The 13,426-nt window shown below is 74.6% G+C and carries 13 protein-coding genes; 9 read left to right on the top strand and 4 right to left on the bottom strand.

All coding sequences use genetic code 11. The annotated features are described in order from the left end of the window. Positions 1–16: 16 nt before the first annotated feature. The 4 genes from ACWDVG_RS12365 (at position 17) to ACWDVG_RS12350 (ending at position 4,569) form a co-directional block, all read left to right on the top strand. Complete coding sequence (locus ACWDVG_RS12365; protein ID WP_451698803.1) at positions 17–1,036, top strand: hypothetical protein; 1,020 nt, start codon at positions 17–19, stop codon at positions 1,034–1,036. A 239-nt stretch (positions 1,037–1,275) separates the two neighbouring features. Continuing rightward, positions 1,276–2,343, top strand: a complete 1,068-nt coding sequence (locus ACWDVG_RS12360) for a PP2C family protein-serine/threonine phosphatase (RefSeq protein ID WP_451698801.1) — start codon at positions 1,276–1,278, stop codon at positions 2,341–2,343. Positions 2,344–2,635: 292 nt separating this feature from the next. After that, positions 2,636–3,976: a transcriptional regulator gene (locus ACWDVG_RS12355; RefSeq protein WP_451698799.1), complete on the top strand. Its 1,341-nt coding sequence runs from the start codon at positions 2,636–2,638 to the stop codon at positions 3,974–3,976. Positions 3,977–4,038: 62 nt separating this feature from the next. Beyond that, the gene (locus tag ACWDVG_RS12350) at positions 4,039–4,569 is read left to right on the top strand and encodes an NUDIX hydrolase (protein ID WP_451698797.1); all 531 of its coding nucleotides are present in this window, start codon (positions 4,039–4,041) and stop codon (positions 4,567–4,569) included. A gap of 215 nt (positions 4,570–4,784) precedes the next feature. Here ACWDVG_RS12350 and ACWDVG_RS12345 read toward each other — a convergent pair whose 3' ends face one another. Further along, positions 4,785–5,645 carry a 3-hydroxybutyryl-CoA dehydrogenase gene (locus tag ACWDVG_RS12345; protein ID WP_451698795.1) on the bottom strand — a complete coding sequence of 287 codons (861 nt, stop codon included), beginning with the start codon at positions 5,643–5,645 and terminating at the stop codon, positions 4,785–4,787. Positions 5,646–5,815: 170 nt separating this feature from the next. Between ACWDVG_RS12345 and ACWDVG_RS12340 the strand changes: the two genes are divergently transcribed. Further along, positions 5,816–7,189: a glycoside hydrolase family 10 protein gene (locus ACWDVG_RS12340; protein WP_451698793.1), complete on the top strand. Its 1,374-nt coding sequence runs from the start codon at positions 5,816–5,818 to the stop codon at positions 7,187–7,189. 137 nt (positions 7,190–7,326) lie between these two features. Here the strand turns inward: ACWDVG_RS12340 and ACWDVG_RS12335 are convergent, their stop codons facing one another. Together ACWDVG_RS12335 and ACWDVG_RS12330 are read right to left on the bottom strand one after the other, a co-directional pair. Continuing rightward, complete coding sequence (locus tag ACWDVG_RS12335) at positions 7,327–7,521, bottom strand: DUF1918 domain-containing protein (RefSeq protein ID WP_451698792.1); 195 nt, start codon at positions 7,519–7,521, stop codon at positions 7,327–7,329. 84 nt (positions 7,522–7,605) lie between these two features. Continuing rightward, the gene (locus ACWDVG_RS12330) at positions 7,606–8,517 is read right to left on the bottom strand and encodes a DMT family transporter (RefSeq protein ID WP_451698790.1); all 912 of its coding nucleotides are present in this window, start codon (positions 8,515–8,517) and stop codon (positions 7,606–7,608) included. Between ACWDVG_RS12330 and ACWDVG_RS12325 the strand changes: the two genes are divergently transcribed. The 4 genes from ACWDVG_RS12325 to ACWDVG_RS12310 all read left to right on the top strand — a co-directional run bounded on the left by ACWDVG_RS12325 (position 8,516) and on the right by ACWDVG_RS12310 (position 12,400). After that, positions 8,516–9,988, top strand: a complete 1,473-nt coding sequence (locus ACWDVG_RS12325; protein WP_451698788.1) for an aminotransferase-like domain-containing protein — start codon at positions 8,516–8,518, stop codon at positions 9,986–9,988. The two genes, ACWDVG_RS12330 and ACWDVG_RS12325, sit on opposite strands and share 2 nt — an antisense overlap. 32 nt (positions 9,989–10,020) lie before the next feature. Then, a complete protein-coding gene (locus ACWDVG_RS12320) occupies positions 10,021–10,473 on the top strand; it encodes a GNAT family N-acetyltransferase (protein ID WP_451698786.1) in 453 nt (150 codons plus the stop codon). A gap of 68 nt (positions 10,474–10,541) precedes the next feature. Continuing rightward, positions 10,542–11,117: a histidine phosphatase family protein gene (locus ACWDVG_RS12315; protein ID WP_451698785.1), complete on the top strand. Its 576-nt coding sequence runs from the start codon at positions 10,542–10,544 to the stop codon at positions 11,115–11,117. A 56-nt stretch (positions 11,118–11,173) separates the two neighbouring features. After that, positions 11,174–12,400 carry a methyltransferase gene (locus ACWDVG_RS12310; protein ID WP_451698784.1) on the top strand — a complete coding sequence of 409 codons (1,227 nt, stop codon included), beginning with the start codon at positions 11,174–11,176 and terminating at the stop codon, positions 12,398–12,400. A 74-nt stretch (positions 12,401–12,474) separates the two neighbouring features. Here ACWDVG_RS12310 and ACWDVG_RS12305 read toward each other — a convergent pair whose 3' ends face one another. Continuing rightward, positions 12,475–13,332: an RNA polymerase subunit sigma-70 gene (locus ACWDVG_RS12305; RefSeq protein WP_451698783.1), complete on the bottom strand. Its 858-nt coding sequence runs from the start codon at positions 13,330–13,332 to the stop codon at positions 12,475–12,477. Between the last annotated feature and the right edge of the window lie 94 nt (positions 13,333–13,426).

Genomic DNA, 13,426 nt, shown 5'->3' with positions numbered 1-13,426 from the left:
GGGGAGGAGTGGTGACATGCCGCTGGTCGCGATCCAGCCGTCCTTTGGAAATCCGACAGCGAGGCGCCACTGGCGCGACACCTTGGACCGGGAGGTGCCGTTCGGTTCGGCGCCTCACGTGGCCGCGTTGACTTCCGGACAGCATCGGGAGCTCACACGCGTCCACCCGTCGGGTGGGGCGCGCTTCTGGGGCGCCACGTCGGTGCAGGACAAGAAGATGTCCCTGCTGAGCACGGGCGACGTGGTGCTCTTCACGGGACAGAACCTGGTGCGTGGCATCGGGGAAGTGGGGGTCACCTTCAGGAACGCCGCCTTCGCCGACACCATGTGGAGCCGGGATCCCGTGAAGGGCAGCTGGCTCAACGTCTACAGCCTCCTGGCCTTTCGGCACGTCGAGATCCCCTATGCGGAGATATGGGACCTGCCGAGCTTCAACGCCGGGGACAACTTCATGGGGCTCCGGCTGCTCGACGGCGCCAAGGCCGAGGAGATCCTGCAGGGGCTCCGCATCGGAACGGTGACGGAGTCCCGGCGCAAGCTCGCGAAGGACATCGCGACGGCACGTGCCATCGCGGAAGGAACGAGCGTCGTCCCCGTCGAGGGCGTGCACACGTCGAAGGCCGTGTATGTGCGGGAGCAGCGCGAGATAGAGGTACGTCGCACCGAGGCGCTGTTGGTCAAGGAGTACCGGGCGACACTGAGCGGTTTTCAGGTCGATCGCCTGCGGACGCCGTCCGGCCTGACCGACCTGCACGTCGTGGGTGCCGGCGGCTCGGAGGTCGTCGAGGCGAAGAGCGGGAGCGACCACGAGTACGTGCGGCTGGCGCTGGGGCAGCTCCTCGACTACGCGCCGCACAGCCCGGAGCCGCCGGAGCGGCTCGGCGCCCTCTTCCCCGAGCGGCCGGCCGACCGGGACATCGCGCTCCTGCACCGCTACGGGATCGACTGCCTGTACCGTTCGGCGCCGTTCTCGTTCGAGCGGCTCAAGGCTCCGGAAGACGCCAGGAAGCACATGCGCGAGGTGTGGGGGCGGTGACCTGAGCAGGGGACGGCCGGGCTCCGGAGACGGGCACGCGCGTACGGATGTCCGACGGGTGTGCGCGTGGCGGAGCCCCGGCGGGGGGCGGCGTGGTGGGGGTGGTCACTCCTTCGGGTGAGGTCGTCGAAGGGCGTTCCCCCGGGGTGCGGGCGGTCGGGAGAATCGACGCGGCCGCAGGGGCGGACCTGTGGGCCGCAGGGCCTTCGGGCGCTGTCGGGGCTCGGGAAGGGCCGTGCATGATCCGTACCAGGTCGTTCGTCACCGATGGATCCCGGCTCCGCCGGCTGACCCCGCTCGCGCTGCCCACCGCCTGGGGTGCGGTGGCCGTGGTGTGGAAGTTCGGCTGTCCGCTGGCGAGGCAGCCGGGGCTGCCCATGCGGATCGCCACCAGCGTCGTCTTCCTCACCGTGGGCACCGGGCTCGTGCTCGGCGTCCGGCGCGGCCTTGCCCGGGAGCTCGCGCGGGTGCGGGCCGTCGCGGACGCCGCGCAGCAGGTGCTGCTGCGTCCGCCGCCCGCGCGGCTCGACGGGCTGGCGCTCGCGGCCGGGCAGTTGTCCGCGTCGCGCGGGGCGGCCGTCGGCGGTGACCTGTACGAGGCGGTGGCCACGCCGTACGGGGTGCGCATCGTCATCGGGGACGTGCGCGGGCACGGGCTCGGCGCTCTCGGGGCGGTCGTCGCCGTCCTCGGCAGCTTCCGCGAGGCCGCCCACGACGAGCCCGAACTCAGCGGTGTGCTGCGCCGGTTGGAGCGGGCGCTGCAGCGGCACCTGCGGGAGCGGGCGCGGGACGAGCATCCGGCGCGGGGCGGGGGCGAGCCGGAGCATCCGACGGCCGAGGAGTTCGTGACCCTGCTGCTCCTCGAGGTGCGCGCCGACGGGCGGCTCGCCGTCCTCAACTGCGGGCACCCCGGCCCGTACCGCATCGGGCGCCGGGCCGAACGGTTTCCCGTCGGCGACCCGTTGCCGCCGCTGGGCGCCTTCGAACTGCCGGCCGTGCTCGTCCCGTACACCGCGTCCCGGCTGCTCCCCGGCGAGACGCTCGTCCTGCACACGGACGGCGCCGAGGAGGCGCGCGACCGGCGCGGACGGTTCTTCGCGCTCGACGCGGCCCTCGCCGGGGCCACCCGGCAGTCGCCCGACGCCGTGGTCCGGCGGATCCGCACGGCGCTGCTCCGGCACACGGGCGGTCGGCTCGCCGACGACGTGGCGCTCCTTGTCGTGCGCAACGACCGCGTCCGGGTTCCGGCGCAGCCCGCCGAACCCGGGCTGCGCCGCCCCCGGCCCGCCCCCTCCTCCCACTGCTGAGAGGAGGGGCGGGGGCCGTGCGCCGCCCGCCCCGCCACGGAGTGTCGGGCAGATCGGCGGGGCGGGCGGCACGGACCGGGCGGCCGCACTGTTCGAGGGGGAGCCGGCGGCCCGGTCGTCGCCTTGCGGCGAGAAGGACAGTCAAGCGGTGCGGGGCCGGTCTCCGGCAGAGCGCGCGGACCGGAAGAACGGGTACTCCGTTCACACCCCGTGCGAAACAGGACCGCCAGAATCCGGCCACAGCCGAAATCGGCCACCGCTACGCTGAGTTCACCGAGCGACCGGAGGGGCCATGCAGCCCAACACCCTGCTGGACGCCCTCCTCGACGAGGCGGGCGTCTCCCACGCCGGGCTGGCGGCCCGCGTCAACCGGGCCGGCCGGGCCCGGGGCCTCACCCTGCGCTACGAACACACCGCCGTGGCCCGGTGGTTGAAGGGCCAGCGGCCGCGCGGCCAGGTGCCGGACCTGATCTGCGAGGTGCTGGCCGCGCGGCTGCACCGGCAGGTGACGCTCGACGACATCGGGCTCGGCGTGCCGGGCGGTCCGGTGCCCGCCCCCGGTTCACCGCTGTCCCACTTCGTGGAGCGGGCGGCCGCCCTCTGGCGCTCCGACGAACAGCAGCGCCCGCATCTCGTCGCCGCGCAGGCCGTCACCGGCACCCCGGCGGTGATGCCGGTCTGGGAGTGGGAGAACCCGCCGGAGGACGTGGACGTCTCGCGCGACGGCCGCACGAAGGTCTCCGCGGCCGACATCGTGATGCTGGGCGCGGCCCGGTCCCACTACGAGCAGATGTACCGGAAGGCCGGGGGGATCGCGACCCGCGCGCGGATCGTCGGCTTCCTCACCACCGAGACCGCCCCTCTGCTGCGCGGCGCCTACAACGACGCCCTGGGCCGCAGGCTGCACCGCGCCACCGGCGGCCTCGTCGCGGTGGCGGGCATCTGCGCGTACGACGCCGACGCGCACGGGCTCGCCCAGCGCTACTTCCACCAGGCGCTGCGCCTGGCGAAGGCGAGCGGCGACCGGGGGCTCGGCGCCTACGTCATCGCGCTCCTGGTCAACCAGTCGCTGTTCATGGGGGAGTACCGGCAGGCCGTCGCCTTCGCGGAGGCGGCGCTGCGGGCGGCGGGGCGGCGGATCACCCCGGCGCTCGCCGCCGACCTGACGGCGATGCAGGCGAAGGCGTACGCGCACCTGGGCGACGGGGCCGCCGCGTTGGCCTGCATCCGGCGGGCGGAGGCGGAGGCGGAGCGGATCAGCCCGGGGGACGAGCCGGCCGAGACCGGGTACGTACAGCCGGGGCTCGTCAACGTGCAGGTCGCGGAGGCCCTGCTCATTCTGGGTGATCTTCCGGCGGCCCACGAGCACGCTTCGGTGGCGGTCGGGGTGCCCTCGCACGACCGGGGGCGGGTGCACCGGCTGGCGATGCTCTGCCAGATCGAGCTGCGCCAGGGGGAGTCGGACGCGGCGGCGCGCACCGCCGTGGAGATGACGGAGCGGGCGCGGGGGATGGAGTCGCGACGGCTGCGCGACCGGCTGCGCGAGGTGCGGGAACACCTCCTGGCGAGCGGGGGAGGGGACGCCCGGGAGGCGGCCGCTCTCATCGACGGGGCGCTGCGCGTTCCCCTCTGACCCAGTACCTGCTGCGATATTGCCACCAAACAAGCGCCGACCAGTCGGAAGGTGGCAAGAACGTGCAGTGGACGAAACTGAGTGAACACTCTGTCTATGAGAATCGCTGGTTCCAGGTGAACCTCGCGGACGTCGAACTCCCGGACGGCCGCCACCTCGACCACTATCTGATCCGGCTCCGCCCGGTCGCCGTCGCGACCGCCGTCAACGAGGCCGACGAAGTCCTCATGCTCTGGCGCCACCGCTTCATCACCGACAGCTGGGGCTGGGAGCTGCCCGCCGGTGTCGTCGAGGACGGCGAGGACGTCGAGTCCGCGGCCGCCCGCGAGATGGAGGAGGAGACCGGCTGGCGGCCGGGGCCGCTCCGCCACCTCCTCACCGTCGAACCCTCCAACGGCCTCACCGACGCCCGGCACCACCTCTACTGGGCGGACCGCGCCACCTACACGGGACCTCCCGAGGACGACTTCGAGTCCTCGCGGCGGGCCTGGATCCCGCTGAAACAGGTCCCCGACATGATCGTCCGGGGTGAGGTCCCGGCCGCGAACATGGCGGCGGGGCTGCTGATGCTCCACCACCTGCGGCTGGGGTGACGCCACCTCGGCCGGGCCGGCGTCCGGGGCGACGCGCCGGCCCCGGACGTGCCGGACGGCCCGTACCTGTGCGGTGGTACGGGCCGTCCGGCCGGGGCGGCGGCGCCAGGGGTCGCGGCGCCGCCGCCCCGGGTCTGTGGTCGGGAGGACGTGTCCTGGATCAGGAGTTCCGGATCAGGAGTACGGGTCCCGGACCGGGAGAGCGGGGTCCCGGATCAGGAGTACGGGTAGAAGCCCGAGCCGGTCTTGCGGCCCAGCCGGCCCGCGTCCACCATGCGCTGCAGCAGCGGGGGAGCGGCGTACAGCGGCTCCTTGAACTCCGCGTACATCGAGTCGGCGATCGAGGCGATCGTGTCCAGGCCGATCAGGTCCGACAGCTTCAGCGGACCCATCGGGTGGGCGCAGCCGAACTCCATGCCGTTGTCGATGTCCTCGCGGCTCGCGATGCCCGACTCGAACATCCGGATCGCCGAGAGCAGGTACGGCACGAGGAGGGCGTTGACCACGAAGCCGGAGCGGTCCTGCGCGCGGATCGCGTGCTTGCCGAGCACCTTCTCGGCGAAGGCCTGCGCCCGGCTGATCGTGCCCTCGGAGGTGGTGAGGGCCGGGATCAGCTCGACGAGCTTCTGGACCGGCGCCGGGTTGAAGAAGTGGATGCCGATGACCTGGTCGGGGCGCGCGGTCGCCACGGCCAGCTTCACCAGCGGGATCGAGGAGGTGTTCGAGGCCAGGATGGCGTCCGGCCGGGTCATGACCTGGTCGAGGACCTGGAAGATCTCGGTCTTGACCTGCTCGTTCTCCACGACGGCCTCGATGACGAGGTCGCGGTCCGCGAACTCGCCCAGGTCGGTGGTGAAGCTGAGGCGGGCCAGCGTCGCGTCGCGCTCCTCCTCGCTGATCTTGCCGCGCTCGGCGGCCTTGGCGAGGGAGTTGTACAGCCGTGTGCGGCCGATCTCCAGCGCCTCGCCGGTGGTCTCGGCGACCTTCACCTCGAGCCCGCTCCGGGCGCACACCTCTGCGATGCCCGCGCCCATCTGGCCGCAGCCCACCACTCCGACGCGCTCAATGTCGGCCATGGAGTCCGTCACCTCGTGCCTCTCGCTTCTCACTGGCGGCGGGCCCGTGTGATTCCGGTGCGTCCGCCTCGATCCCACGACGTTACTCCGATTCGCACGATGATCGATCGTCCGGGAGGCAGGCATGCTGTCCGGGAAGGTGTGACGTATCCGACACAAGAGGGGTACAAGTGCGGCCTATCGACAGAAGAGGGTTCGTGACAGGGGTGGCGGGGGCGGCGTTCGCCGTGACGGGCGCCTCAGCGGCGGGCGCGGCGGCGAGCCCGCCGCCGGGGGCGGCGACCCCGCCCGGGGTGGCGACGACCCCGGCAGGGGCGGCGACCACCCCGACGGTGGCGGCGACCGCGCCCGGGGCGGGGAGGCCGCGCCGGGGCGGTGCCTTCCGCGGCGTGTGGGTCGCGACCGTCGCCAACCGGGACTGGCCCTCGCGCCCCGGGCTCACCGCCGCCGCGCAGCGCGCCGAGCTGCTCGCCCACCTCGACCGGGCGGTCGAGCGCCGGCTCAACGCGGTCGTCCTCCAGGTCCGGCCGACCGCCGACGCGCTCTGGCCCTCCCCGTACGAGCCGTGGGCCCAGTGGCTGACCGGCACGCAGGGCCGCGATCCCGGCTGGGACCCGCTGGGCACGGCCGTCACGGAGGCCCATGCGCGGGGCCTGGAACTGCACGCCTGGTTCAACCCGTACCGCGTGGCCAACCACACCGACCCGGCCCGGCTGACCGCCGGCCATCCGGCCCGGCTCCACCCGGACTGGGTGCTGCCCTACGGCGGGAAGCTGTACTACGACCCGGGGCTGCCGGAGGTCAGGACGTTCGTCCAGGACGCGATGCTGGACGCGGTGCGCCGCTACGACATCGACGCCGTCCACTGGGACGACTACTTCTATCCGTATCCGGTGGCAGGGGAGAGCTTCGGCGACGACGACACCTACGCGCGGTACGGCGGCGACTTCCCCGACCGGGCGGCCTGGCGGCGGAACAACATCGACCTGCTGGTCTCCGGGATGGCCGACCGGATCAAGGAGGTGAGGAAGGACGTCGCCTTCGGGGTGAGCCCCTTCGGCGTCTGGCGCAACAAGGCCGACGACCCGGAGGGCTCGGACACGGACGCGGGCCTGGCGGCCTACGACGACCTGCACGCCGACGTGCGCACGTGGATCAGGGAGGGCTGGATCGACTACGTCGTGCCCCAGCTCTACTGGCACATCGGCCTGCGCTCCGTCGACTACGCCAAGCTGCTGCCCTGGTGGGCGCGGACGGTGCGGGGGACGGGGGTCCGGCTCTACGTCGGCGAGGCCCTCTACAAGGCGGGCGACCCGGCCCAGCCGGCGGCCTGGCAGGACCCGAAGGAGCTGTCGCGCCACCTGACGCTCGCCGCCGAGTACCCGGCGGTCCAGGGGCACTGCTTCTTCGCGGCCACGGAGGTGACGAAGGACCGGATCGGCGCCATGGCCGCCGTGGTCGCCGACCACTACCAGGACCGGGTGAGCCCGCCAGGAAGAACCGCGCGCGGAAACACACCGGGCGGACAGACCCCGCCCGCATAGACCCCGCCCGCATAGACACCGCCCGGACAGACCCCGCCCGGACAGACCCCGCCCGGACGGACCGCGTCACCCCACCGCGGCCGCGGGGCGCGCCTTCGGCAGCGGCGCGCCCGCGTGGCCCGCCCGCCCGCGCGGGCTCAGAAGGTTTGTTCGTGCGGGCGTACGACGGTGTCGGGACCCGGCGACATCAGGGTCTCGTGACCGTCGTCGAACCTCACGCGGTACGGGGGAGTGCCGTTCTCCCCCAGCACCTCGACGACCTCGGCCGTTCGGTCGTGCTGACCGACGGTCCGGCCGTGCACCAGCAGCTTGTCGCCCACGCTCGCGTGCATGCGGCTGACCTCCTCCTCGCCCCTCGTACGGGTGCTCGGGGCCTCTGACTGTCATTGTGTCCCACGTCACCCCCGCCCGTCGCGTCAGCTCTTCGCCCGCTGGGTGACCGCGATGCAGACCAGGACCGCCACGGCGGCGACCGGCGCGGCCAGCGGCAGGCTCTCGCCCAGCAGGGAGACGGACCAGAAGAGGGTGAGCAGCGGCTGGGCGAGCTGGAGCTGGCTCGCGCGGGGGATGCCGATCGCCGCCATGCCGCGGTACCAGACGTACAGGCCGAAGAAGGTCGAGCCGGCCGCCACCCAGACCAGGCCGATGACGCCGTGGGCGTTCAGCCGCACCGGCTCCACGGACAGCGCCACCGCGGAGGCGGCCGCCATCAGCGGGAGGCAGAGGATCAGCGCCCAGCCGATGACCTGCCAGCCCGGCATGAGGCGGGCGAGGCGCCCGCCCTCGGTGTAGCCGGCGGCGCAGACGAGCAGCGCGCCGAAGAGGTAGAGGTCGCCCGTGGAGACCGCCCCGCCGCTCTGCTGCACCGTGAAGGCGATGACGACGGCGGCGCCGGAGACGGCGGCTATCCAGAAGGTACGGGACGGGCGCCTGCCGGTACGGATCGCGGCGAACGTCGCGGTGGTGAGCGGCAGCAGGCCCACGACCACGGCGGCGTGCGAGGTGGTCGAGGTCCGCAGCGCCAGCGTCGTCAGGAGCGGGAAGCCGATCACCACCCCGCCGGCGACGACCGCGAGGCCCAGCCAGTGGCGCCGGTCCGGCAACGGGACCCGGCCCGCGAGGAGGAAGACGCCCGCGATGAGCGCGGCCAGCGTCGAGCGCACCGCCACCAGGGACCAGGGGCCGAAGCTCTCCAGGCCCCAGACGGTGGACGGGAAGGTCAGTGAGAAGGAGACCACGCCCAGGGCGGCGAGCAGGGTGCCGCGCGACTGCGGGGAGGTGGTGACCGCTATCGCGGTCGGGGCGGTAGCGCTATTCTGTGCTGTCATGAATGAGCGTAGCAGTGTCGCCGAGCTGGCGAACTCCCTGAGGTCTGAGCTCAACCGCTACTCACCAGGTGGAAAGCTGCCGTCGAGTCGCGCACTCGTCGAGCGCTACCGGGTCTCCCCGGTCACGGTCACCCGCGCCCTCGCCCAGCTCGCCGCCGAAGGGCTCGTCGTCACCCGCCCCGGCGCGGGAGCCTTCCGCGCCGAGCCCCGTACGCCCACGCCCGCGACCGGCGACACCTCCTGGCAGGAGGTCGCCCTCAGCGCCGACCCCGCGGGTGAGCTCGTCCCCCGCTCCGTCGACGCCTCCGGGGTGCTCGCCACCCTCGCCGCGCCGCCGCCCGGCGTCGTGGAGTTCAACGGCGGCTACCTCCACCCCTCGCTCCAGCCCGAGCGCGCCCTCGCCGCCGCCCTCGCGCGCGCCGGGCGGCGCCCCGGCGCCTGGGGCCGGCCGCCCACCGAGGGACTTCCCGAACTGCGCGAGTGGTTCGCCCGCGAGATCGGCGGCAGCGTCACCGCCGCCGAGGTCCTCATCACGGCGGGGGCGCAGTCCGCCCTCACCACCGCGCTGCGCGCCCTCGCCGCGCCCGGCACCCCCGTGCTCGTCGAGTCGCCCACCTACCCGGGCATGCTCGCCGTCGCCCGCGCCGCCGGGCTCCGGCCCGTCCCCGTGCCCGTCGACCCGGAAGGCGTCCGCCCCGAACTCCTCGAAGCCGCCTTCCGCGCCACCGGCGCCCGCGTCCTCGTCTGCCAGCCGCTCTTCCAGAACCCCACCGGAGCCGTGCTCGGCACGGAGCGGCGGACCCAGGTCATCCGCATGGCCCGCGCCGCCGGGGCCTTCGTCGTCGAGGACGACTTCGCGCGCCGCCTCGCCCACGAGGACGCGGGACCGCTGCCGCCGCCGCTCGCCGCCGAGGACCCCGACGGAGTCGTCGTCCACGTCTGCTCGCTCACCAAGGTGACCTCGGCCAGCCTGCGCGTCGGCGCCCTCGCAGCCCGGGGCCCCGTCCTGGAGCGGCTGCGCGCCATCCAGGTCGTCGACAGCTTCTTCGTCCCCCGGCCCCTCCAGGAGGCCGCACTCGAACTCGTCGGCTCCCCGGCCTGGCCCCGCCACCTGCGCGCCGTCTCCCAGGAGCTCAGGAACCGGCGCGACGCGCTGGCCGGCGCCCTCGCCCACCACCTGCCCGACCTCGCCCTGCCCCACATCCCCTCCGGCGGCTACCACCTCTGGGTCCGCCTGCCCGAGGCGCTCCCCGAGGCGTCGCTGCTCGGCGCCGCCCTGCGCGCCGGGGTCGTAGCGGCCCCCGGGCGCCCGTACTTCTCCGCCGAACCCCCCGCCGGGCACATCCGGCTGAGTTTCGCGGGTGTCGCCGGGCCCACGGAGATCGCGGAGGGCGTCCGGCGGCTGCGCTCGGCGGTCGACGAGCTCCTCGGCCGGCCCGTTGCCGCCCCCGCCCCGGCGAAAAGCGGCTGACAGGATCCGGCGGCCCTGGCAGCCTTCCGCCCATGAGCGACAGCACGGCCCCCGAGCCCGTCGTCCGACACGGGGCGTACGAGATCTCGGCCGACCCCGCCCGGATCGACGCGGCCCGCGTCCACCACTGGCTCTCCACGGACGCCTACTGGGCCCTTGGCCGACCTCGGGACACGCAGGACCGCGCCATCGCCGGCTCGTTCAACCTCGGCGCCTACCACCGCGAGACCGGCGACATGGCCGCGTACGCGCGCGTCGTCACCGACTACGCCACCTTCGGCTGGCTCTGCGACGTCTACGTCGACCGTCCCGCCCGCGGCGCCGGCCTCGGGACCGCCCTCGTCACCGCCGCGCGCGACCACCTCGCCCCGTACGGACTGCGCCGCATCATGCTGGCCACCGCCGACGCGCACGGTGTGTACGAGAAGGTCGGTTTCACGCCACTCCAGAACCCGGACAAGTGGATGGCTCTCGGGCAGCACTGACCCGCTCGTCCCTCCCGTTCCGGTGGCGACCCCTTGACCCGCGGCCCCACCGGCCCCACGATCCCGCCATGAGTCTTCGGGTGACGCTCGTCGCGGCGGCACGCAGCTCCTCCCTGCTCGCCGAACGCTTCGACGACGACCGGCCACTGGACGAGGCCGGCTGGTACGAGGTGCAGCAGGCCGCGCCCGCGCTGATCCCGCTCGGCGCGGCCGAACTGCGCTACTGCTCCCCGACCGCGCGCAGCCGCGCCACCGGCACCGCGCTCGGCTACGCCCCCCTCGCCCAGCTCGCGCTGCGCGACTGCGACATGGGCCGGTGGCGCGGGCTCACGCTCGCCGAGGTCGCCGCCCTCGAACCCGCCGCCGTCGACGCCTGGCTCGCCGACCCCCGCACCGCCCCGCACGGCGGCGAACCGCTCCTCGCCTTCATCTCCCGCATAGGGACCTGGCTCGACACCCGCCCCGCCGAGGACGGAGCCATCGTCGCGGTGGCCGAACCCGCCGTCGTCCGGGCCGCCCTCGTCTACGCCCTGAGGGCCCACCCCGCCACGTACTGGAACGTCGACGTGCGACCCCTCTCCACCGTCACCCTCACCGGCCGCCCCGGACTCTGGCACCTCCAGCTCGACGCGGCCCTGCGCTGAACCCCGCCCGGCGCGCGGCGGGCCGGGCGGCCGCGACCGGCTAGCCTGAGAGCACGATGAACCGTTTGACCACGTCATGGGGCGCCTTCACGCTCACCCGTCACCCCGAGGACCCGCGCGACCCCCTGCGCGCCTGGGACGCGGCCGACGAGTACCTCCTGGGCCACCTCGCCGAGACCGGCACCGACCTGTCCGGCACCGTCGCCGTCCTCGGCGACCGCTGGGGCGCCCTCGCCACCGCGCTCCACGCCGCGGGCGCGGGGGGCGCCGAGCCTGCGGGGTCCGCCGGGTCCGCCGGGGGGCTCGTCCAGATCTCCGACTCGTACCTCGGCCGCGAGGCCACCGCGGCCAACCTCGCCCGCGCCGGCGCCGCCCCGGACGCGGTCCGCCTCCTCACCACCCAGGACCCGCCCCCCGAGCGGATCGACGTCCTCCTCGTCCGCGTCCCCAAGAGCCTCGCGCTCCTGGAGGACCAGCTGCACCGCCTCGCCCCCGCCGTGCACGAGGGGACGGTCGTCGTCGGCACCGGCATGGTCAAGGAGATCCACACCTCCACGCTCCGGCTCTTCGAGCGGATCCTCGGCCCCACCCGCACCTCCCTCGCGGTGAAGAAGGCCCGGCTGATCCACACGACCCCGGACCCGGCCGCCGCCCCGGGCCCGAACCCGTGGCCGTACCGCTACGACCTCCCCTCCGACACCCCCGCGCCGGACCTGGCCGGACGGACCGTCACCAACCACGCCGGCGTCTTCTGCGCCGACCGGCTCGACATCGGCACCCGCCTCCTCCTCGGCCACCTGCCCCGCGGCCTCGGCGCGGCCCGCGTCGCCGACCTCGGCTGCGGCAACGGCGTCGTCGGCCTCGCGGTCGCCCTCGCCGAGCCCGAGGCCCAGCTCGTCTTCACCGACGAGTCGTACCAGGCGGTCGCCTCCGCGGAGGAGAACTTCCGCGTCCACGCCGGCACCGGACGCCCGGCCGAGTTCCTCGTCGGCGACGGCCTCGCCGACCTCGCCCCCGGCTCCCTGGACCTGGTCCTCAACAACCCGCCGTTCCACAGCCACCAGGCGACCACCGACCGCACGGCACGCCGGATGTTCACCGACGCGCGGCGCGCCCTGCGCCCCGGCGGCGAGCTGCGGGTCGTGGGCAACCGGCACCTCGGCTACCACGTCGCCCTGCGCCGGATCTTCGGCAACAGCGACGTCGTCGCCAGCGACCCGAAGTTCGTCGTCCTGCGCGCCGTCAAGCGCCCGGACGGGAAGGCGGCCGGGGGCCTGCGGTAGGCGAGGGCCGGCGTCGGGGGCGCGGGGCCGGGAGCCGGCCGACGGCCCCCGGGCAGCGCCCGTCCTCCACGTCGTCACCCGTCGGGGAAGGTCAGGTCGAGGGCGGCCACCCGGTCCTCGCCCGTGACCACGTCGAGGGTGACGATCCGGTCGCCCCGCAGGGTGCACGCCATCGCCGAGACCGGCCTGCCCGCCGTGAACCCGACCACCCCGACCGCCCCGCCGATCAGCGCGGCCCGCGAGGTGTCGGCGAGCCGGGCGAGGGCGGCGGCGCACTCGGCGCCGGCCGGTGCACCGTGCACGGCCCCGCGCGCGGTACGGACGACCAGGGCCGGGTCCAGGACCGCCGCGAGGCCCCGCGCGTCGCGCGTGCGGACGGCCACGAGGAACCGTTCCACCACCCGGCGCTCCCGGCCCGAGGTGGCGTCCGCCGGGCGGCTCGCGCCCCCGCCCCGGAGGCGCTCGCGGACCCGCCGGGCGATCCGCGCCGTCTCCTCCGGCGGCCGTCCGGTGATCCGGGCGGCCTCGTCATCCGGCAGCCCGAAGAGGTCGTGGGCGACGTACGCCAGGCGCTCGGCCGGTTCCAGGGACTCCAGGACGACGAGGAGGGCGAGCCACACGGCGTCGACCCCGACCGGAGGCAACCCCGCCGCACCCCTCCCCGCCCCCGCCGCACCCCTCTTCGCCCCCGCCCGTGAACCCCGCGCCGCCCGCTCCTGGAGGCGCCGGACGCACGCCAGCCCCACGCTCGCCGCCAGCCAGCTCCGTACCGTCGCCGCCCCACCGCCCCGCCCGATGTCCGCCCGGGCCTCCGCGAGGACCGCCTCGGCCTCCTCGCGCGAGCCGAGCACGTACAGGGCCATGCCCCGCAGGCGCTCCCGGTCGGCGTCGAACCGTGACGTGAGCGCGGTCGCAAAGGTGTCGTCGTGCACGGGCCTCACTCCTCGTCGGTGCCGTCGCCCGTATGACGCACCTCCCGCGCCCGATGTGACGGTCCCCTCGGAGGGCCGCAGGACGGCCTGGGGG

This window comes from Streptomyces sp. NPDC003327 (assembly GCF_053589515.1).
The sequence above is the reverse complement of the archived record's forward strand: the minus strand, read 5'-3'. Positions and strand labels throughout refer to the sequence as shown.